Below are 20,618 nucleotides of genomic sequence, written 5' to 3'. Positions count from 1 at the left end.
AAACAGATGATAAATTGCCACTCATTTACCATACCTGTTTATTATCCTACACAAGTTAACTATATTTGTAGCAAATTCGAGCATATATGAGTACAGTAAGAGCCAAGAAACATTTAGGACAACATTTTTTGAATGATAAAAATGCGGCAAAAAAAATAGTTGATGCTTTGGATCCAAAATTAGGATTCACGCAGGTGCTTGAGGTCGGTCCTGGAATGGGTGTTCTTTCCGATTTTCTTCTACAAAATGATGCCTACGAAACATGGATGATCGATGTGGATGATGAATCTATTGAATTTTTAGCAGATAAATATCCACAGCTGGAGCACCGTTTGATTCATGGTGACTTTTTAAACTTGGATTTTTCACAACATTTTGGCGAAAAGATGGCCGTTATCGGTAATTTCCCTTATAATATTTCTTCTCAGATTTTATTTAAAATATTGGATGAACGCAACCGTGTTGTGCAGATGACCGGTATGTTTCAAAAGGAAGTTGCAGAGCGCTGTACAGCAAAGGCAGGTAGTAAGGAATATGGTATTTTAAGCGTTTTCTTACAGGCTTATTACCATGTAGAATATTTGTTCACTGTAAAGGCTGGTGCATTTAATCCACCACCAAAGGTACTTTCGGGCGTCATTCGGATGACAAGAAATGACCGCGCAGCACTTGCGTGTGATGAGAAATTATTCTGGAGAGTTGTAAAATCTGGTTTCAACCAAAGACGTAAGACGTTAAGAAACTCGCTGTCTGCAGTGGTTACAAAGGATAAAATGTCGGACAATCCATTATATGAATTGCGCGCTGAGCGATTAACGGTTAATGATTTTATCGTTCTAACAAACGAAATTGCGAATGCCTAAGATCTAGCTACATGAAACGCTTTACCATTATCGGTGGTGGTGTTGCGGGTTTGACTGCAGCCATTGGCCTTAACAAAATTGGTATACAAGCCACTATCTTTGAAAGTGCTAAGGCATTAAAAGGTATTGGGGCTGGTTTTGGTTTAGCCGCCAATGCCATTCAGGCATTAGAATACTTGGAACTTAAAGCAGGTGTCATTCCCTTAGGACATTATTTAGAAAACTATAATATTCTGGATAAGCGGGGAAGGATTCTTGCAGCTCCCGAAACCAAAACGATTAGTGACAAGTATGAACAGGATAATTTTGCTATACACCGTGCAGATTTACATCAATTTCTACTCGCACAAATTGAACATAAAAACTTACATCTTGGAAAAAGAGCTCTTAAAATAGAATACCAAAAAGGAGGAATTGACATCTTTTTTGAAGATGGGACTATACATCAAACGGACTATCTGATTATTGCCGATGGTGTTAATTCTCGATTAAGACAACAATTGATTCCTGGTTCAGCACCACGTTATGCAGGTTATACCTGTTGGCGTGCAACTATTGATAATGCTAATATAAACCTCAGCACCGGTTCCGAAACATGGGGGAACAAAGGACGCTTTGGCATGACTCCTCTTGTTGGAAATAAGATCTATTGGTATGCTTGTATAAACTCTCCCGCTAATAACAAAGTATTCAGTCGTTACACAATCAAGGATCTGCAGCAAAACTTTGCGTCTTATCATGATCCGATTACAAGCGTTCTTGCTGAAACAAAAGACCAGCAACTGATCTGGAATGACATCATTGATATCAAACCTCTAAAAAATCTAGCATTTGGTAATATCTTATTTATTGGCGACGCAGGACATGCAACAACCCCCAATATGGGTCAGGGTGCATGCCAAGCAATCGAAGATGTAGCCGTACTTATAGATGAATTAAAAAAAACACCTAATGTTGTTCTTGCTTTTCAAATATTTGAAAAGAGGAGGTTAAAAAGAACACGTTATATTACAGAAACATCATGGTCTATCGGAAAGGTGGCACAATGGGAGAATCCATTAAGTATTATTGTCCGAGATACATTGATGCGCATACTACCTGAAGAAGTTAAACAGTATAAGCTGAAAAAACTGTTAAGTGTTGATTTTATGAAATTGTAATTATATTGAATCAAACAAATCAGTATGCGTCTGTGGCTTATGACCACTTCATTGCCATTAAACTATAATTTATTTTAATGTAAATAAATAATCATTATGAAAACAAAAGTATTAATTGTTGATGACGCGCATGCAGTGCTTACTCAAAAATTGGATCAAACTGGAATTACCTACGATTACAAACCTGAGTTCACCCGCGCAGATGCTGAAAAATACATTTCTGATTATACGGGATTAATCATCAGATCTAAATTTCAAGTCGATCAGCACTTTATAGATTTAGCAAACAATCTCCAATTTATAGCACGTTGCGGAGCTGGTATGGATAATATAGATGAGGCTTATGCACAATCAAAAGGAATTGAACTCATAAGTGCAAATGAAGGAAACTGTGATGCCGTTGGTGAGCATATGATCGGTATGCTGCTTTCTCTTATGAATCACCTTAACAGAGCCAATCAGGAAATTAAGACAGGCTTATGGCGCCGTGAAGCCAACCGTGGCTATGAATTACAAGGTCGAACTGTTGCAATTATTGGTTATGGTCACAATGGACAGGCTATGGCAAAGAAACTCTCCGGATTTGGTGTAAAAGTTATTGCATATGACAAATACAAAACTGGTTTTTCAGATCAATTCGCAAAGGAAGTCTCCATGGAAGAAGTTGTAAAACATGCAGATGTACTCAGCTTTCACATTCCGCTAACCAAAGAGACAAAAGGACTGATCAACGAAGAATATTTATATCATTTTCGTAAACCCATATTTTTCCTTTTAGGAGCTCGTGGTGGTATTGTTCAAATTCCCGCTGTATTAAAGGCAATGGATGAAGGAAAAATCATAGGAGCTGCTTTTGATGTTCTTCCTGTAGAAAATTTCCCTGCTCTTAAAGAGCAATCTTGGTTTTCAGATCTAACAAATAGAGACAATGTAATTTTAAGTCCTCATGTTGCAGGATGGACATTTGAAAGTTACTATAAATTATCTGATGTAGTTGCGGATAAGATAATCTCTTTTTTGAACAAGTAATCATTTTAAGATAAAATCAAGCAAAATTTTTAATAAACACAACGATTAAAAATTGGAGCACGAGACTTACATCTAGTAAATAAGCATAATGATAGTGTTCATTTGTTCTGAAAACAATAAATCTTAAAATGAGGTAAATAATTGCATTCGTAAAAAGAAGACCAATTTTTATAATCAATAAATAAGGAGCACATAAAATCAAGAGACTATGTATGCACAGTAATATGTAGCATAGGCTCTTTGCTCTACCCTCTCCAAGCATATTGGGCAATGTTCTGAGATGATAATAAGAATCCTGCTTGATATCACGAATGTCAAATGGCAACGTACAGATAATCAAGAAAACGAACTTCAAACCAGCGAGGTAATACAATAAATGCAAGTTTACCGGAATAGCATTACTGTAAAGCTCTATATAGGGAAGAAAAACACTGCTTAATACCCATACCAACGCAATGTGAAAGATTTTCATGGCAGGTATCTGTCTTAATCCCCCCCATCGATCTTTTAAAGGAATAATAGGAAGACTATACAATACGCTGACCAATCCAATAACACCTAAGAAAAAGATAGAGTAAACGTGAATATGAAAGAGACACCATAGGCAAATACCTGTTGCTATAAATGTGTTGATCCATAAGATACGTTCATATTTAAAAACCCACCTTGTACGGACATAAATTGATTTCTCCGGATGTTTTGGTTTAGATAAAATCAAGCTGAAATTGTAAAGCGCAAGTGTAGCCGCTCCCTCAATTAATGCGATATAACCATTAATCTCCTGATCAAGTATAATGTACGTCAACACACACTGCGAAGCTGCCGCAAACGCAATTAATATATTGCTAAAAATCAAAAAATAGTACATTTTTTTTAATACATCCATATAGATCAATCTATTATATCATGAGCAATATAACAATAGTGTTATAAAAAAGTTAAATTTCAAATTATAAATTTTATAAATTGGCAATTGTCTCAAAAAAAACTAAATTAGCTGATTCCAAATGAACTTGTTTAATCAACCAAATAAGTTTTAAGGGATTGAATTTAATAAAACCAAAATATGAGTCTACAAATCAAATCATTTGAAGAATATCAAGACGTTTATAAAAAAAGTGTAGAAAGTCCGGAAACTTTCTGGGGAGAGATAGCGGAAAACTTTTTTTGGAAAAGAAAATGGACAAATGTTCTGAATTGGAATTTTACAGAGCCTAATGTAAAATGGTTCGAAGGTGGAAAATTAAATATTACAGAAAATTGCCTTGACCGCCATATCTATAATTTAGGGGATAAACCTGCGATTATTTGGGAACCAAATGATCCAAATGAATCGCATCGTATTTTATCTTACAAACAACTTTTACAGAAAGTTGAGCAATTTGCCAACGTTCTAAAAAATAACAATATCCGCAAAGGAGATCGTGTATGTATTTATTTACCAATGGTTCCCGAATTGGTTATTGCGACTTTAGCCTGTGCACGTATCGGTGCTATTCACAACGTAGTCTTCGGAGGTTTTTCCGCACAATCTATCGCTGACCGTATCAATGATGCGGCCTGTAAAGTAGTAGTGACTTCTGATGGTAGCTACCGTGGTCCAAAAGTATTAGAATTAAAGAGCATTGTTGATGATGCATTAATGCAATGTGATTCTGTTGAAAAAGTTATTGTATTAACAAGAACACGTACACCAGTCTCCATGATTAAAGGTCGTGATGTATGGTGGGAAGATGAAATTAAGAAAGTAGAAACACAAGGAAATCCAGCTTGTCCCGCAGAAGAAATGGATTCAGAAGACACATTATTTATCTTGTATACTTCTGGTTCTACAGGCAAACCAAAGGGTGTTGTCCATACCACTGGTGGCTATATGGTCTATACTGGTTATACTTTTGCAAACGTATTTCAATATCAGCAAGGTGAAGTATACTTCTGTACTGCAGATATTGGTTGGATTACAGGTCACTCCTACATTGTTTATGGACCTCTTTCGCAGGGAGCTACTTCATTGATGTTTGAAGGTACACCAACCTATCCTGACGCTGGCCGTTTATGGGATATCGTTGATAAATATAAAGTCAATATTTTATATACAGCACCAACCGCTATCCGTTCATTGATGGCTTTTGGAGACTCATTTATTGATGGAAAAGACTTGAGCAGTATCCGCAAACTGGGATCTGTTGGTGAGCCTATCAATGAGGAAGCTTGGCACTGGTATAATAACAAAGTCGGTAAAGGAAAAGCTCCAATTGTTGATACTTGGTGGCAAACTGAAAATGGTGGTATCTTAATCGCTCCTATGGCTGGTATTTCACCAACTATACCAGGATATGCGATGTTACCATTACCAGGGGTTCAGCCTGCACTTATGGACGAGAATGGAAAAGAAATTGAAGGAAATGATGTTTCCGGAAATTTATGTATCAAATTCCCATGGCCAGGTATGTTACGCACCACTTGGGGAGATCATGAGCGTTGCCGTCAGACCTATTTTGCAACTTATGAAAATATGTATTTCACAGGTGATGGCTGTTATAGAAACCCTGAGGGTTATTACAAAATCACAGGTCGTGTGGATGATGTATTAAACGTATCTGGACACCGCATCGGAACTGCTGAAGTAGAAAATGCAATCAATATGCACTCTGATGTTGTAGAATCAGCTATTGTTGGTTATCCGCACCCCGTAAAAGGACAAGGTATCTATGCTTACGTTATTGCCAATCATCATATTGATGAAGAAAGTACACGTAAAGATATCATGCAGACGATTACAAGATTAATTGGTGCTATCGCTAAACCAGATATCATCCAATTTGTATCTGATCTTCCTAAGACACGTTCTGGAAAAATCATGCGTCGCATTCTTAGAAAAATTGCAGAGGGTGAAAGATCCAATTTGGGAGACACTTCCACCCTTCAAGATCCAGCTGTCGTTGAAGCGATCATTGAAGGTGCAGAAAAGATGAATAAGTAATTATATTATATTTCTAACTGAAGAAGCCTGCGCCTGCGCAGGCTTCTTTGCTTTCTATTTGCTAAGAAACCATTTGGCAAAATCATCAATCTTGTCCTTATTGATAATTAATTGTTGCTCCAGCGGATAATCTAGGTCTAGTTTAAAGTTTTTATCTACTCGCAATTCATACCCTTTTACTATGCTTCGAGCCACTAGCTCCCATCTCGATATTTGATAATATTCGTTAGCATCAAGCCTTTCAATCAGATATTTTAAAGTATGACTATCAAGAATTGGAGTGGTATTAGGATTGCGCTCATAGATCGTATTCATACCATTATTATTACATATCAGCACGATATCCAGATCCAATAGCCGAATATCTTTTCCCTCACGAATGGTAATAACTGGATTTTCATCATAAATATCATGCGTAAGGTCTTTAGATTCATTCTCTTGGAAAACAACCCTATCACTTAAATCCTTTTCAACTTGAAATTTTAAAGAACTTTTAATCGTTAGCATATATTCAGTATATAATGATATTAGGCTATAGAACAACGTATAAATTAACGATAGCCATAAAAAGAAGGGAAATTGCATTATATTCTGTGTAATCCGAAATAAACTTCTCTCCGTCATTTGTAAATAAAGATGATCCATCACTTGCAAGAAAAGGATTGAGGGTAAGAATGCAAATAAAATCTGGACGAGTAATCGTAACAGAAATTCATTTTTCCAAGATTGCTTTTTATCAAAATATGCTGTTACCTGTACTGTCCAATAAACCATCAACGACAGAAAAATAAAAGTCCAAAAAAAATCGATATAGAAATGAGGGCTGGCCAGAGAATATTTTAAAACATTCCATCCTTCACCTATTTGATGCCCTATATAAGCATTAAAAAAAGAAAAAATCAAAACCCATATTGTTCTCGATTTCCAGTGATCATCCGAGAGATCACAAAGTTCGTCCGTATTTTCATTATTCTTTATTACTTCCATAATAGGTCTGTTTGTTTAACTGGCTAGTTAATTAACACTGATATTAACCTCTATTTTATTAAAAATAAGTTAAAAAAGCAAATATTTTCAATATTCTTCAAGTTTTTTCATGTTTTTCTATCACCAAAATGAATAAATACCAAAAGATATGGAAAAAGATGAAGCTTGCTGTTCTTTTGTTTTCAAGCAATGTAAAATAATAGAAACTAGGATCAGCAATAGGTTGAATAAAAAATGATGATATGCTTTTAAAGAAATGGCGAACGTACCGATGTTAAATGCACTCCGTTTTCCCGACGGAGCGCTCTAGATATCTTCGGTATGTTCGAAGAGGATCGGTTGGGATATCTAGGGCAAATAAAAAAGGGACGCGGGTACAGTGATAAAGTGCAAAAAGAAACACAGGGCAGGCCGCACCAAGGATGTGCCGCTGCGCAACAGGTTATGGATAGGTAAAATGAATCAAGATGAAAAGTCTAAGAACAGCAAACAAAACAATCAAATCACTTGGCCAATCAATATGGTCAGTATTCTTGTCCCTATGGACTAAGCTATCTAGGCGGTTTATGCTTCAGTTCAGGTACCGTCAAGTTCTTTCGTTCAAAGAACAATACACTACCCCTATCTGTCTATCCTTGGCCCTAAAGAGAGTCACGGACAGAATGTGGTATCCCCGTAAATTCGCACTATTCCGGCCTGAACAGCCGAAGATTTAAGTCAATGGTCAACTGCATTACGGGGAGAAATGCATGACCGATACGGAACCCTCGATCGCATAGCTGTGAGGCAAAACCGATGTGCAACCAATAACAAATATTATATTTAAACTTAAAAGAACTGCTCATGAGCACTTTAAAAATAAACCGGTTACGTACCGGTATCATATTATCTTTCTTATTAATAATCTGTACATTTTTCGTTGTAAAGGCGATCGACAAGAAAGATGGAGTAGATAAAGCTCCGAGACAAACTGAATACCGATGGTTTAGGATTACAAGCAATTACTCCCCTGGAAATCCAGTTTCATCAAGTGATGCTGTTTATTTGGGTACTTCTGCAACTCCTCCATCGGATGATTGTCCGACAGGGAACAATAATCAGTGTGTTTCAGGATTCTTAACGAGTCAGACAACTACAAGCGGTAGCAGCTATGTGCTTTCTGGTTCTTCTCAGACTCCTAATCCATCTGCGCCCCATATTACCAAAAACTAATCGCAGGTTTTAATGTAGCAAATTAACGGCAATTTTCAGATCGAAAATTGCCGTTAAGAATTTAGAGCGCACCTCTCCACCACTAAACTAATAGCCTTTGTTTTGGGTCAAAGAAGAATTTCTTTCTATCTGCGTTCGGGGGATGGGATATAAATTAGCATCAGAACTCCAACCAGGTTTTAGCGAGGACATAACAGTATCAACTCTTCCGGTCCGTTTGAGATCAAACCACCTGTGTCCCCATTCGCAAAAAAACTCAAGTCGCTTCTGTCGTTCGACTTCCATAAGTAGTTTTTCCATATCCATATTACGTGCTAATTCTTCAAGTCCAGCACGTTTTCTGATCACATCCAGATCATCAAAAACCTTCTCCATATTACCCTGTTTTAGATTAGCCTCTGCCCTGATCAGATATTGCTCAGCAATCCGCAGTACAGCATATTGTTCTGTACGGGCACCGCTGTTCAGATCCCTGGACTGATATTTATAGGGATAAGCATTTTTCACACCATTAATTTCATTCATGCGGATCCATTGCTGTCCGCGCAGGTCTTTTCCCTCAAAAGCAGCTAGAAGTGTCCCACTAATCATGTAGGCTGGTACACTCGATACGGAAGAAGGAACAAAGGTATAGCCTTCCCATGTTGCCCTGCCTGGGTATACGACTGAGAGCACGGAAATAAGTTCCCTGCTACCACCCGCAAAAACTTTCTCCGGCGTATCGGCTAAATGAAATTGTTTATTTTCGATAATTGCTGTAGCTTCATCGGCAGCTTCTTGATATCTTTTGGTAAAAAGGAATACTCGGGCAAGCAATGCCGAAGCAAAAAATCGATTAACCCTCAGATTTGAAACTGCAGTGCTGTGCAATGCCACCTTGGCCTTCTGGAGATCATTGATAATATTCTCATAAACAACAGCTTTCGAACTCCTCGGAAGGATTCTATTTGTTCCGTAATCTGTCGTCAGCACCAATGGCACAGGCCCATAGAGATTAATAAGATAAAAATAGACCAAAGATCGCAGACATAACGCTTCCGCAACAAGCTGAGACCGTACTGATGCATTCATGCTGGTGCTCTTGTTTAGCCCTTCAATACACGCATTTAGACTATAAATATGTGTATAGGCTGATGTCCAGAGTACATCTATCGTACCATTGTCCGCTACCAATATATTTTGCTGGAACTGCGTATTTTCATTATTTGCCTGCTGCACGAGTTCATCGGCAGACATACCGGGATAAATCGTCATCGATCCTGACAGAAAACCAAGCCCACCCTGGATTCTGGCATAGACTCCCATTATTGCAGCATTTGCCGAGCTACTGTCGCCAAATACTTTTTCCTCGGTCAGTTCATTCCTAGGAAGCTGAATATCAATCATCTTCTCACAGGAGCACAGGGACATCATCATAATATGCACATATACTATTTTTAAAGATTTTTTCATCATTATAGGCTATTTTATTGTATATAATTTACTTTAAAGGGACAGCTGTAACCCGATCACAAAAGTCTTCAATACGGGTACCGTATAGAGACCCTGGGTCTCTGGGTCATTTCCCAAATAATTAGTTATTGTAAATAAATTCTGTGCGGAACCATAGAGTCTCATAGCTTTGACCCGGAGTGCGTCCGCTATTTTCTTATCCAGTGCGTAGGAAACATTGAGCGTTTTAAAGCGGATATAGGAAGCATCCGAATACACAGCATCCGAAATCGCATAATTCTGTCCTGCCCTGAATACATCACCCCCGAACGTAGTCGTATATCGCTGAAATTCCACCCGGTCACCAGGTTGCTGCCACCTGTCCAGCATACTTGCCGGGAGATTGTACTCTTGGCCGACAGCTCCGTTGTAAACCTGCTTGAGGTAATTGGAGCCAGTCTGCTTCCTGAATTCCACAAACAGGTCCAACTGAAAATTTTTATAGGTAACCGTATTCTGAATTCCTCCAAAACAAACAGGATCTGAGGAACCGATATAGGCAAAATCGTTAAAACTTGTTCCTGAGGGTCGCTGTGGGTTACTGGTCAGTTCACCCTTAATATTCCTGAACTCAAATAACCCGGTCTCTGGATTGACACCGTTATACTGGAATGCATAAATGGCATTCAGGGGTTTACCGACCATATACCGCGTTGCATAGCTTGATGTCTCCAGTCCCTCGAAGGAAAGCAGTTTGTTCTTTGGCAGGCTTATGTTAAAGGAGGTATTCCAGGAAAAGCTTCCCCGTGCTATATTTTTGCTCTGCACCGTGATCTCAATTCCTGAATTTTGGACTGTCGCATCCCAGTTTTCTGCCACGCTTGAAAAGCCGGTCTGTGATGGCAGATAATAGCTTAGCAACTGATTATTTGAGCGGTTCCGATAGTAGGATGAACTGAAAAATAGCATATCGTCTATAAATCCCAGCTCCAATCCAACTTCAAACTTTTTTGTTGAGGCCCAGCTCAGTTCGGGATTAAAAAGGTTTATAGGTTGAAGGCCGACCACCCCTTCGTAAGGATAACTTGAAGTGCCCCATCTAGAAATATACTGATAATCTCCCGTGGCATCGCTTCCTGCTATACCGTAACTTGCCCTTATCTTACCATAACTCAAAAAACCAAGCCTATTTTTCACAAAATCCTCTTCCGAAAAAATCCAGCCAAAGCCGATAGATCCGAAATTCCCAAACCTTTTCCCAGGGCCAAACCTACTGGAACCATCCCTGCGTACACTTAGATTGGCGATATACCTGTTACGATACTTATAATTGAACCTACCAAAAGCGCCGACATATTTATATTCGCTATAGGCATCTGTCGCATAGCGGTTCCTAGCGCCATTGATGGATGTGATCAGCCCATCATGGGTATAACCCCGCCCTGTAATTTGTTCTCTTTCGTTTGTATTATATTGATAAGAACCTCCCAAAAGAACTTCAAATGCATTTCTTCCTGCAGTTTTTTTAAATTGCAACTGTGGTTCGGCAATCAGCGTCACGTAGCTGTTCTTCCCAAATGAGGATGTTGCCTCTGGGCTCAGGTAAGGATTCTGTGCCAAAAAGGGATTGCCCGAGTATTCATCACCGTTAAATGCATTATAGCCAAAACTTGACCTCATCGTCAGCTCATCCGTGAGCTTATAGGCAAGTAGGAGGTTGCTGTTCAGTAAAGTGTTTTTCATCTGGTAAGTATTCCGCAGATATGAAATCGGATTGTCGAGGATGCCCATTCCGAATTGTATGCCGTTATAATCCCATTCCAGATTTCCGTCTGCATCAGTCAAGTCTGGGAAATTCGGATCGAGCCGATAGGCCGTAAGCACATTAGAATTGCCGGCAGAATTATTCTTGCCATAAGAATAAGTTGTCGCGAGGTCTATACTGAATTTCTTATTTTCCGAATTATGGTGCAGGTTTGAAGACAATGAAGCTCTTTTATCAGCATAGTCGCCTGGAAAAATGTAGGATGTCTTGTTGAGCCCAATGCCCAGCCTAAAGTTTGTGTTCTGGGATCCGCCGCTTAGAGCACCGGTGAAAGCCGTATTACTGGCCGATTTTCCCAGGAAATAATCCTTCCAATCTGTATACCTGGCAGGATCAAAGGCTAATAGATCAGGTGCGAAGGCCCTATCCCACAGAGTAAGGTTGGGAGAGAGCCCATCATTGATGATTGCTTCCCTACGCATGGTCAGATATTCCGTTGTATTCATCATCCGCATAGTTTCCCCCATGTACGAGATACCCTGCCGGACATCCATATCAAATTGAGTCCTGCCACCTGCTCCTTTTTTTGTCGTGATCAGGATCACACCGTTTCCTCCTCTAGAGCCATAGATGGCAGTAGCATCTGCATCTTTGAGCACCTCAATACTTTCGATATCGGATGGGTTAAGGCTATTGAGCGGACTGAATCCACCAAGCTGGTTATTAAGCAGCGCAATATTACCCGGTGATGCCAAGGAACCAAACTGATTAATATTTTCATTCTGTGGGGCAAAAGGAATCCCGTCGATTACGATCAATGGATTATCCATTGGCGCTGGAGTCCCGAATGCAGCAGTCGCTTTGGGCAGTGTATTCTGTCCCCTGACCTGAATTTTAAACGAGGATCCCGGCAGTCCGCTCGTGGCATTTACCACCAGCCCTGCGACCCTTCCTTGCAGGGCTTCGAGTGGGTTAGAAATCGGCTGTCGTGCAATATCCTCAGCCTTTACTTTGGTCACCGACCCTACATTAAAGCGTTGCGAGGTTGTTCCATAAGCGATTACCTGTACCTCATCCAGCACACTGGTACTCGTGGTCAGCACGACAGATAAGTTACTCCGTCCATCGACACGCAACACACGGGGCTGAAAACCAATGGCCGAAAAACGCAATTTTGGGTCATCTATAATTCCATTGATCACAATGGAAAACTGTCCGCGACTATCGGTGGAGGTTATCATATTTGCCCCTGTCAATGATACTGACACAGCCCGTAAAGGCTTTTTTTGCGAGTCTGTCACAAGACCGGTTATCACCTGACCTAGCACAGTATCAGGGGCAAGGAATAAAATCAATAGGTGTAAGATATATTTCATTTTTTAGTTGTCTTGTGGTTCGAGATGATAACTACTTTTATTTTTCTATTTTCCTTTACCAACCGCAGTCCCTGTTTTTCAAAGGACAGTTTCAGCTGTACCATATCTTTCAGATAAGCCGGGAGCTCCATACATACAGGCTTACTTATATTCGTTTCGTCGATAAATGGTATTTCGTACATCCGTTCAAGCTGACCAACCAAAGAACCAAATGGATAGTTCTGCACAAAAATCGGTAGGCCGGTATTATCCGACATATTGGTTTCCTTGGGAAGATCAAGAGAAAACGTCGTGATTTTTGTGGGATCGCGGGCCGAAATGATCCAGCAACCCATCTCTTTTTCGGTAAATTCGACCTGATAGCCAAAATAGCGATCAATATCGTCTCGAAATAAACGCATTGCCTCTTCATTTGAACGGGCCGGGAAAGTCGCCAGATAATTGAACGTATTTTGCTCCATCCATTTTTTATCAACGGAAAGATCTGCAGGAATACGAAGACTTTCCGGATCTGCTATATTTATTATCGTTCTGGCAGGACCATATGATGCAAAGGTTGGATAGTAGGCCAGTTTATAGAAGTCCAAAATGGGGCTGTTAGTAAACACAATCCGATCCACATTCCCACGAATATCCTGGATAACGATAGATTTACGCGTTAGTTTTTCAGCATAGCCCCGAAGTAGCGAGCGGTATATATCGGCCGAATCGTCTTCCGATTGATCCGAAGTAAATAGGTTCTTCTCAGTAAAAGCTATGGAATTGATGTTGTTGGAAATACTATCAGAAATACCAGCTATCGCATCATTAAGAGTATTTTTGGTTATACTATTGCTCAGCGTTAAGCCAAATACCTTACCATCTCTGATCCAGACCGAGTGTGTCAATGCCTGAGGAGGAAACAATTTTGTTAATACAATATCATTAATAATAGAGGGCATCCGTACTGGAGAGATTCTTTTTGTCAGCACATTTTTTATCCTCTCCGGTGTATCCCGTGATCCTTTACTGTTGACAAGCAGAATAGTTAGCTTTTCGTTAATACCAAGCTGCAGTGAGTCTAATTTTGGGAAGCTCTTTAAACAGGGGCCGCACCATGTCGCCCAAAAATCTAAGATGATCAACTTCTTATCCCTGTAGTCATTCAACGTCATGGTATCCTTTCCTGTAGGATGATTGACTACTTGCAAGGGCATATTCCAGAGCGCTTCGGGTATAGAATCTCCAATCTTTAGTGGTTGGATCTTAATAAACCCATCAGCCCCGCTGTCCTTGCGGGGCGTCTGAGCTGATAAACTAAACATATGAAACATAAGAACTAGTAAAGAATAAGTCCTTATGTTCTTCAATACCGTTAAAGAAAAATTAAAATTTTGAAAAACAGTAAGTGTCAATAAAAGTATTGCCCTTGCAGTTTTCAATTCCTTATACACAATACCTATATTAACAACATCTATAATGCCTCGCCGAGTTTGATTAAAGAAGCTTTTTAAGCGATTTATCGAACTACCGTAATGAAAACCCATCTTAGCCAAGCTTAAGATTTTAGACAGCTTAAATGCTCTCTTTTGAGATACGACCTTCTTCCTGTAGCAACTAAATTCCGAATCTTTACTATTTGCTGTTTGAATATCCGCCATCAAACTACTGTCTTTAGTAGCTCTTTGGTAGCTCTCCAGTACATTCCCGGTACCTTTTTGGTACACTCTCGGTAGCTTAACAGTACCTCTTCGGTATATTAACAGTGTAGCAATAGTGAATAAATGAAACATCAAATTAATACCCTTTCCTAACCAACTTCTGCCTTTACTCGACTTTTCTTCGACCTGGCTTCGACTTTTCATGCACTGTGATCGATGAAATCCCGAAGCCAGGTCGAAGCGGACTTGAAGAAAATTAGAAGTTGGTGTTAACTTGGTTAAGAAAAAACCAGAATTTATTCTTGATCTGTTTGCTATGGTCTTTGTCAGCCTATTGATTGCTGTTTCTCTACTATCTCTTTGGTTATTTGTTACCGATTCATTGCCATTTCTAGGCCCTTTGGTTTGTATTTCTAGGCTTCTGCATAAGGTCTGCGTTGCACTTTGCTTGTTTATTCTCTGCTGTTTTATTACTATTTTTTTGCTTATTATTTGGTTATTTAGCAATAAAAAGCCAAGGAAATGGCAATCCAGTCCCGAGTCAGCTACAGTGCTTCCCCAAAGGATAACGGAACTTTCACCGTAGTATAATCGAAGCTTTAAATCAACATTAGTTGCTTGTGCAATATTATTTTTTAAAGCATTTTTAATAATAGAATATGCAGGTAATATACGCTGCTTATTGCACTTGTTTTTTATCGTATAAACGGATTGGAAAATACCCTCCAAATAGGCATGTACTCTCCCATCCCTAATAAAATTCATCATTTTATCGTTAGTTAATTTATACTTAATGGCACGAAAGAGATCGCTTCGCTAAGTATTTAAGGTTATAATTTTGGCGTTTTCTGAGGGCAATAGACGTCCATCTTAGCTTCAAAATGAAACTAATCAGCTATCCGTTAGCTCGCGCTCAGACTATAAAAAAAAAGGGATCGAAAAGCGTTAAATGGTCATCATAAAAAGGTAATATATTAGTCTTCGTGACGCTTTCATCGATTAAGTCATCGGAATGACTTATAAACCTTAAGATTAAGGCGGTATTTTATTTGACGGTATAAATAGTTTGTTTAAATCCATATTTTAATTAATTCAAAAAGAAGTGAATAGCCCAGTAGTAGAAAATTATAATAATTTTCCAGGACCAAATACTTAAATTACACTGTTTATGTAAAATCGAATAAAAGATTGCGGTTTAAAAAGAAATTATTCTGGAGGGGATTTAAGAAGACAAAAAATGCCAACCCAATCCATAAAGGACTGGATCGACAAAAAGTCGCCCTTCAAATATAGGGCATCCTTTAACTCAATTCTGAGCACTGAAAAACCGACATCAGATTTGAAGTTAAAATTACAGGAGCTTATGTTATTTAGAAATATCCTTTTCATTGTTTCCTCTATTCGTTATGTTTTTCAGGCTTCAGAACGAGGAATGAGTATGTGTTTTATAATTGTATATTCAAATATAAGAAATAAAACAATCGTATTCAAATACCACTACAAAATATTTTTAATTTTTATTGTCATTTGATAGATGGAGTTTGATGAAGAAAAATTTTCAATTGATTTTGGACGACACTTACAGGATATCCGTGAGGGTAAAAAAATAAGAATTGGAAAAAAGATCAGTTTAAGAAAATTAGATCAATTATCAGGCATAGATCACAGCCACATTCATAAAATAGAAAAGGGAACGAGCTCTCCTTCCCTATTAACCTTGAAGACCTTAGCCCTTGCTTTAGAAATTAGCATGGCCGATTTAGTACGTTTTGAAGACTAATTATTTTAAGCTCTCAATTCGCTCTTTGCATAATCTATCCGTAATAGCTAGCATCTTTTCCAACCTATGACTAATTTCCTGAATATCTTGCAAATCGACTTCAAAATCAAGTTTATACTTACCACTAATATAAGCTCTATTCAATAGATCAAATAATCGACGCTCATTACTATCCTTTACTTCGGGAAATATTAAATTCAAATCTGAAGAAATCGAATTTACAGCGTTTCGATATTTATATAGATTATGAAGTTTTGGTTTGATTCCCATAAACACCAATAATAATGCACTATAAATTGATTCAACAGTTTGAAACAAAAACCAAGCATTCATACCAGATCTAGATTTTCCTTGTAGCATTAAATCATAATCAAAATGAAAATGAGCATAGAAAGTGTTGGCGTTACCTATCCAAAATTTATAGTTACTTTCAATATTGATTCTGATTTGTTCAATACTTAAGGGGGTTGGTTCGACTAATTTACTATTAGCATTATCATGTAGTAGAATTCCTTCATAATACACCGGTACAAAAAAGAAATTACCAGTTGATAACTCACGGTTGAAATAATCAATATCATACATGAAGAAGTTAATATCAGGCCGTGATTTAATCCTCCGCTCCAACTCTTCTGCCAGTTGATATTCCTTTATATTGGTTTTATTGGTAATAACTATTAGATCATAATCGCTAATGTAAAAATAGCGAATGCCATCCTTTACATAAACCTGATCTTTATAATTCCCTCTTGCATAACTACCATACAGGATAATCAGATCTGGCGACACAAAGTCACTTATCACTTGTTTAATGGCTTCAATCTCCTTAAGCTTATGCTCGGGTAATGTTGTGGGCAATTGAGTATTCATACTTTAAAGATACGGATAAGTAAGTCGAAAGACAATAAATCTAATTACAATTTAAAGGGTGATTACGTAATCTCCAAAAATCATAATTCCAACACTCATTAAATTAAACAAACCACTCATTATCCATCGATAATGATATGATCTTCTAATAAAAATTTGAAAAAGAGCTATCCCTAATAATACGACGACTGCTAAAACTGCCGGAATCATCATTAAATTACCCAATACTCCGGATGTAACTGAAAGCCATTGTGGAAATCCTGAATAAGATGTAAAAGAAATAATTACCCACGTAAAATAAACGAATGTAATTATGGAAGCGTAATAGACTATTTTGGCTTGTTGCTTTTCTTTCATAATAAACTAAAGATTTATTACTTGAATCTTTAAGTACGATCTCTGTAAAATCTGCTAAAGATTGGGTAATTGATAAATTTGCCAATGAATATTTTAAAGATGCTTTACAAATTCTAAAAGATTGTGAGAAAGAACTAGTAAAATCCTGTACGCCCACTATTTGTTGCAAATGCATTAAAAGCATATAACAGAACAAAAGGAAATCCAAAATTGATAAGTACCAAGGATGGTAATGGAAGGTTTGTTTAGGAGGGAATTTAGTCCTAAACAAATCTTTCATTATTATTCAAAATAAATATCCAAATTAGTTAACGCTGTTTTTAGTTTAGCTATATTCTGTATTGAAAAAGTGACTTTCTTCTTATTCTCAAAACAGAAAGTAACAATATCATCTGAACTAAAAATGTAAGACCAACCATACTTCTTGCTATATCTTATTCCCCAGCCACCAAAATCTCCTAAAGCAGATATGCTATCAAATTTGCAACTGTCAGTATTTTTTAAATCATACTTTCTCTTAAAAAAATAAAAAAATGAATTTGTTAGAATACCATTATCGTTCAAGATTAACTTACATCTGCAAATAAACAACAAAACACCTATGATTATCGCTGGAAAATGATAGTACACTGGCATCACATCCATTTTTAAATAATATAGTGTTAATACCACATATTGAATCATATATATAATCAGAATAAATTTAGGAAGTTTATGTTTTTCCTTAAAAATGATCATAAAAAAGAATTCTTTATTTTTATTAAATTTTGCTTAATACTCAAATCCATACGACAAAGATATATAATTAAACATCCTAACATTGCGACAAAAAAAGTGACTAACCCATGAAATACTATGATAGTGAAATGGAAGATTACACCTAAACAAAAAAAAACATATTTTTCCCTTTGTTTAAAAAATAAGCTGAATGCAAGCAAAATTTCCAATAAAATAACACTCCAATTCAATAAAGACACAGTTAAATCATTTTTAAACAAAAAGCCGAACACCTGTTGTGTACTTTCTGATGCACCAAACATGGGGTCAAAAAACCAATAGTATACAGCAGTACCGTTCATCCAGTCTGAAGCAAATATTTTTGAAACACCTGCATTAAGATAAAGAACGGCAATTTGAATTTTAATAAAATAAAGTGCAATTTGAGCATTATATTTTAATAGATCATGTATTAATCTTTTTTTTCGTTCTTTAACGCTACTTTCTCGACCAATGGTGGATATCCAACCATTTTGTCTATTATCTAGTATTGTAATTGGAACAAGTAGCAAAGACAGGATTACATTTATTTGATCGCCCCCCTCAACAATAAGTGTTGAATAAAAAATAGAATATGCTATCCAAACTTGGAAAAAACAGAGAACTCTAGGATAAAAACCCGCTATAACAATTATTAAAACTATGATTGAAAAGATATAAGGTAAAAGAGCATTGTCAAACCAAGTAAAATAATTCAACTTCATCAACCAAAAATCACTTTCTGAAATCTTATCCAAATGATATTTAGGAATCAGATCATTTACATCCGTAAACAATAATGTAATAAAAAAATTGAGGGCAAGCAATGAGCGTACTAAAGTTAAAGTATTTTGTTGAACAATTTTATCTATCATTTGGCGAATTTATGTGTACAGTAATATATTTTATTGGTATATTATTAAATTGTTCTGCTTTAGCCCAAGCATAAGGTACTGGTTTATATAATACAAGAAGAAAAGTACCATTGGTCAAATGTCTATTATTCATAACTTCTATTTTATATAGTTTATTAAGGTCTAATTTTCTCAAATGCCCCATGACATCTTGTTTCCAAACTAGCTTCATCGCTTCATTTGCGAGCATTGATGCTTCAAAGCCAATGATTCGAGAATATCTAGATAACCCATACATATTTTGGGAATTATGATTATTCACAGTTTTTAAGACTAAATTTCCATCAATAATCTGATATACAGCTAATGATTGAGTCTGAGGGTTTTTAGTAAAAAAACTCCAACCCTCAGGAAAAAATGTAGAAATAATTTTTTGTGTTTTTTTGGATAAAACAAGTTGTTCCTTCAGCGAAGAGAAGAAAATTAGAAAAACCATAACAAACCAAAATAACAAAATTATTTTTTTACAAAAGCTAATCAACATTTTGAAAATAAGAATTTATTTCCACTATAGCCTGTCCCTTAGTTATTGAAACCTCAGCACCGTTGCCAAGTGGATCAGGATTCTCTATTACAGGTTCAGGTTCATCTGGGAGTGGCTCAACAGTAACAGGAGGAGGACCGATCTCTGCAGTAGGATCCCAGTAAGCTACCTTTGTTACGACACTGTATGCCGCAACAGCAATGGATACAACTGCAGCTCCTAAATAAGCTACTGCAAGTGCAGCCGCAAAAAACACTGCCTTTTTTGTATTCATAGTTTTATTAGGATTAGATCCTGCTATAAGTTTAAATTCCTTCTGACCATCTAAAGTTGATAGATCAAGAGATTGTGCTTTTTTAAGAAGAACTTTGTCCTGACCAATAGCTAAACCTACACGAACGGAATTAGCATAGTTATCATTACTCAATAATGCCTGTTCAATAAGCTGAGCGGATAAATTAAGCTGTTTATTAATTGCGAACAAATCGCCTGAATAAATTTTCTCTTGTAAATCAGAAAAAAATGTAGGATATTTTTTTTCTATGTATTTTGCAGTAATATCAGAAATATTTTTAAGTTCTGCTCGGACCTCCGAACTAGATCTCAAACCATCAATCTTTTCGTTGTATTCTTTTAAAAAGGAAATACTCGTCGAAATCCCATTCTGAAAGAAAAACAATCCTTTGAAAATATCTACGCCCGAATACTTCGATTCCTTTTTATTTTTAGATTCAGAAATCACTCCTTCCTTAGCACAACTAAAAAATAAAAAGCAAATAATTAACGAAAAAGAAAAGATTGAATTTGAAGCTATTTTTTTGAAATAACAGATCATAATATAATTAGTTTAGTTTTTATTAAATTAAATATTTAAACATTAGACATACTTTTCAAGACATTATAACACCACAAGATAAACCAATCAAAAAAATGAGAGAAATGTAAAGTATATTGTGTTATCTAGATTGTATAAATTTACTTCTAGAAAACAATTGTTTTACCGAAAGTATA

17 protein-coding genes are annotated in these 20,618 nt (G+C 36.9%); 6 read left to right on the top strand and 11 right to left on the bottom strand.

The features are described 5' to 3' along the window. Positions 1 to 86: 86 nt before the first annotated feature. The 3 genes from rsmA (at position 87) to JAZ75_RS10080 (ending at position 3,052) form a co-directional block, all read left to right on the top strand. Positions 87 to 863, top strand: coding sequence for a 16S rRNA (adenine(1518)-N(6)/adenine(1519)-N(6))-dimethyltransferase RsmA (gene rsmA / locus JAZ75_RS10090; RefSeq protein ID WP_208701591.1), 777 nt, complete (start codon positions 87 to 89; stop codon positions 861 to 863). An 11-nt stretch (positions 864 to 874) separates the two neighbouring features. Next, positions 875 to 2,023 (top strand): FAD-dependent monooxygenase, encoded by a 1,149-nt coding sequence (locus tag JAZ75_RS10085; protein ID WP_208701589.1) that lies wholly within the window; start codon positions 875 to 877, stop codon positions 2,021 to 2,023. Between the two features lie 96 nt (positions 2,024 to 2,119). Then, positions 2,120 to 3,052: an NAD(P)-dependent oxidoreductase gene (locus tag JAZ75_RS10080; protein WP_208701587.1), complete on the top strand. Its 933-nt coding sequence runs from the start codon at positions 2,120 to 2,122 to the stop codon at positions 3,050 to 3,052. 16 nt (positions 3,053 to 3,068) lie between these two features. Here JAZ75_RS10080 and JAZ75_RS10075 read toward each other — a convergent pair whose 3' ends face one another. After that, positions 3,069 to 3,938, bottom strand: a complete 870-nt coding sequence (locus JAZ75_RS10075; RefSeq protein WP_208701584.1) for a UbiA family prenyltransferase — start codon at positions 3,936 to 3,938, stop codon at positions 3,069 to 3,071. 180 nt (positions 3,939 to 4,118) lie between these two features. On the opposite strand from JAZ75_RS10075, the gene acs reads away from it, so the two are divergent. Beyond that, on the top strand, positions 4,119 to 6,035 hold the full coding sequence (gene acs / locus JAZ75_RS10070) for an acetate--CoA ligase (RefSeq protein WP_132769128.1): 1,917 nt from the start codon (positions 4,119 to 4,121) through the stop codon (positions 6,033 to 6,035). 54 nt (positions 6,036 to 6,089) lie between these two features. Here acs and JAZ75_RS10065 read toward each other — a convergent pair whose 3' ends face one another. Next, the gene (locus tag JAZ75_RS10065; protein WP_208701582.1) at positions 6,090 to 7,022 is read right to left on the bottom strand and encodes a hypothetical protein; all 933 of its coding nucleotides are present in this window, start codon (positions 7,020 to 7,022) and stop codon (positions 6,090 to 6,092) included. Positions 7,023 to 7,865: 843 nt separating this feature from the next. Between JAZ75_RS10065 and JAZ75_RS10060 the strand changes: the two genes are divergently transcribed. Beyond that, positions 7,866 to 8,234 carry a hypothetical protein gene (locus JAZ75_RS10060; protein ID WP_208701580.1) on the top strand — a complete coding sequence of 123 codons (369 nt, stop codon included), beginning with the start codon at positions 7,866 to 7,868 and terminating at the stop codon, positions 8,232 to 8,234. A gap of 87 nt (positions 8,235 to 8,321) precedes the next feature. Here JAZ75_RS10060 and JAZ75_RS10055 read toward each other — a convergent pair whose 3' ends face one another. From JAZ75_RS10055 to JAZ75_RS26140, 3 genes are all read right to left on the bottom strand, one after another. After that, positions 8,322 to 9,650: a RagB/SusD family nutrient uptake outer membrane protein gene (locus tag JAZ75_RS10055; RefSeq protein WP_208701578.1), complete on the bottom strand. Its 1,329-nt coding sequence runs from the start codon at positions 9,648 to 9,650 to the stop codon at positions 8,322 to 8,324. Between the two features lie 69 nt (positions 9,651 to 9,719). Beyond that, positions 9,720 to 12,806 carry a SusC/RagA family TonB-linked outer membrane protein gene (locus JAZ75_RS10050; protein ID WP_208701576.1) on the bottom strand — a complete coding sequence of 1,029 codons (3,087 nt, stop codon included), beginning with the start codon at positions 12,804 to 12,806 and terminating at the stop codon, positions 9,720 to 9,722. Next, positions 12,803 to 15,214 (bottom strand): TlpA disulfide reductase family protein, encoded by a 2,412-nt coding sequence (locus JAZ75_RS26140; RefSeq protein ID WP_317192321.1) that lies wholly within the window; start codon positions 15,212 to 15,214, stop codon positions 12,803 to 12,805. Before JAZ75_RS26140 ends, JAZ75_RS10050 begins: the two co-directional genes overlap by 4 nt. A 766-nt stretch (positions 15,215 to 15,980) precedes the next feature. Here JAZ75_RS26140 and JAZ75_RS10040 point away from each other — a divergent pair. Beyond that, positions 15,981 to 16,226 (top strand): helix-turn-helix domain-containing protein, encoded by a 246-nt coding sequence (locus JAZ75_RS10040; protein WP_132841148.1) that lies wholly within the window; start codon positions 15,981 to 15,983, stop codon positions 16,224 to 16,226. Here JAZ75_RS10040 and JAZ75_RS10035 read toward each other — a convergent pair whose 3' ends face one another. From JAZ75_RS10035 to JAZ75_RS10010, 6 genes are all read right to left on the bottom strand, one after another. Beyond that, positions 16,227 to 17,096 (bottom strand): nucleotidyltransferase domain-containing protein, encoded by an 870-nt coding sequence (locus tag JAZ75_RS10035; RefSeq protein ID WP_132841147.1) that lies wholly within the window; start codon positions 17,094 to 17,096, stop codon positions 16,227 to 16,229. It abuts the gene before it with no gap. A 51-nt stretch (positions 17,097 to 17,147) separates the two neighbouring features. Beyond that, positions 17,148 to 17,453: a hypothetical protein gene (locus tag JAZ75_RS10030; RefSeq protein ID WP_208701574.1), complete on the bottom strand. Its 306-nt coding sequence runs from the start codon at positions 17,451 to 17,453 to the stop codon at positions 17,148 to 17,150. A 282-nt stretch (positions 17,454 to 17,735) separates the two neighbouring features. Beyond that, complete coding sequence (locus JAZ75_RS10025) at positions 17,736 to 18,191, bottom strand: hypothetical protein (RefSeq protein WP_208701572.1); 456 nt, start codon at positions 18,189 to 18,191, stop codon at positions 17,736 to 17,738. Further along, entirely contained in the window at positions 18,188 to 19,084 is an 897-nt protein-coding gene (locus JAZ75_RS10020; protein WP_132841142.1) for a sporulation-delaying protein SdpB family protein, read from the bottom strand. The genes JAZ75_RS10025 and JAZ75_RS10020 overlap by 4 nt, the downstream gene beginning before the upstream one ends. Next, positions 19,074 to 19,559, bottom strand: a complete 486-nt coding sequence (locus JAZ75_RS10015) for an SdpA family antimicrobial peptide system protein (RefSeq protein WP_208701570.1) — start codon at positions 19,557 to 19,559, stop codon at positions 19,074 to 19,076. The genes JAZ75_RS10020 and JAZ75_RS10015 overlap by 11 nt, the downstream gene beginning before the upstream one ends. A gap of 37 nt (positions 19,560 to 19,596) precedes the next feature. Next, positions 19,597 to 20,442 (bottom strand): hypothetical protein, encoded by an 846-nt coding sequence (locus tag JAZ75_RS10010; protein WP_208701568.1) that lies wholly within the window; start codon positions 20,440 to 20,442, stop codon positions 19,597 to 19,599. Between the last annotated feature and the right edge of the window lie 176 nt (positions 20,443 to 20,618).

The organism is Sphingobacterium sp. UDSM-2020, assembly GCF_016132525.1.
GTDB lineage: Bacteria > Bacteroidota > Bacteroidia > Sphingobacteriales > Sphingobacteriaceae > Sphingobacterium > Sphingobacterium anhuiense.
The sequence above is the reverse complement of the archived record's forward strand: the minus strand, read 5'-3'. Positions and strand labels throughout refer to the sequence as shown.

Coding starts and splice junctions, on each gene's coding strand:
- rsmA (WP_208701591.1), top strand. CDS start 87: ATGAGTACAGTAAGAGCCAAGAAACATTTAGGACAACATTTTTTGAAT.
- JAZ75_RS10085 (WP_208701589.1), top strand. CDS start 875: ATGAAACGCTTTACCATTATCGGTGGTGGTGTTGCGGGTTTGACTGCA.
- JAZ75_RS10080 (WP_208701587.1), top strand. CDS start 2,120: ATGAAAACAAAAGTATTAATTGTTGATGACGCGCATGCAGTGCTTACT.
- JAZ75_RS10075 (WP_208701584.1), bottom strand. CDS start 3,938: ATGGATGTATTAAAAAAAATGTACTATTTTTTGATTTTTAGCAATATA.
- acs (WP_132769128.1), top strand. CDS start 4,119: ATGAGTCTACAAATCAAATCATTTGAAGAATATCAAGACGTTTATAAA.
- JAZ75_RS10065 (WP_208701582.1), bottom strand. CDS start 7,022: ATGGAAGTAATAAAGAATAATGAAAATACGGACGAACTTTGTGATCTC.
- JAZ75_RS10060 (WP_208701580.1), top strand. CDS start 7,866: ATGAGCACTTTAAAAATAAACCGGTTACGTACCGGTATCATATTATCT.
- JAZ75_RS10055 (WP_208701578.1), bottom strand. CDS start 9,650: ATGATGATGTCCCTGTGCTCCTGTGAGAAGATGATTGATATTCAGCTT.
- JAZ75_RS10050 (WP_208701576.1), bottom strand. CDS start 12,806: ATGAAATATATCTTACACCTATTGATTTTATTCCTTGCCCCTGATACT.
- JAZ75_RS26140 (WP_317192321.1), bottom strand. CDS start 15,214: ATGATGAATTTTATTAGGGATGGGAGAGTACATGCCTATTTGGAGGGT.
- JAZ75_RS10040 (WP_132841148.1), top strand. CDS start 15,981: ATGGAGTTTGATGAAGAAAAATTTTCAATTGATTTTGGACGACACTTA.
- JAZ75_RS10035 (WP_132841147.1), bottom strand. CDS start 17,096: ATGAATACTCAATTGCCCACAACATTACCCGAGCATAAGCTTAAGGAG.
- JAZ75_RS10030 (WP_208701574.1), bottom strand. CDS start 17,453: ATGAAAGAAAAGCAACAAGCCAAAATAGTCTATTACGCTTCCATAATT.
- JAZ75_RS10025 (WP_208701572.1), bottom strand. CDS start 18,191: ATGATCATTTTTAAGGAAAAACATAAACTTCCTAAATTTATTCTGATT.
- JAZ75_RS10020 (WP_132841142.1), bottom strand. CDS start 19,084: ATGATAGATAAAATTGTTCAACAAAATACTTTAACTTTAGTACGCTCA.
- JAZ75_RS10015 (WP_208701570.1), bottom strand. CDS start 19,559: ATGGTTTTTCTAATTTTCTTCTCTTCGCTGAAGGAACAACTTGTTTTA.
- JAZ75_RS10010 (WP_208701568.1), bottom strand. CDS start 20,442: ATGATCTGTTATTTCAAAAAAATAGCTTCAAATTCAATCTTTTCTTTT.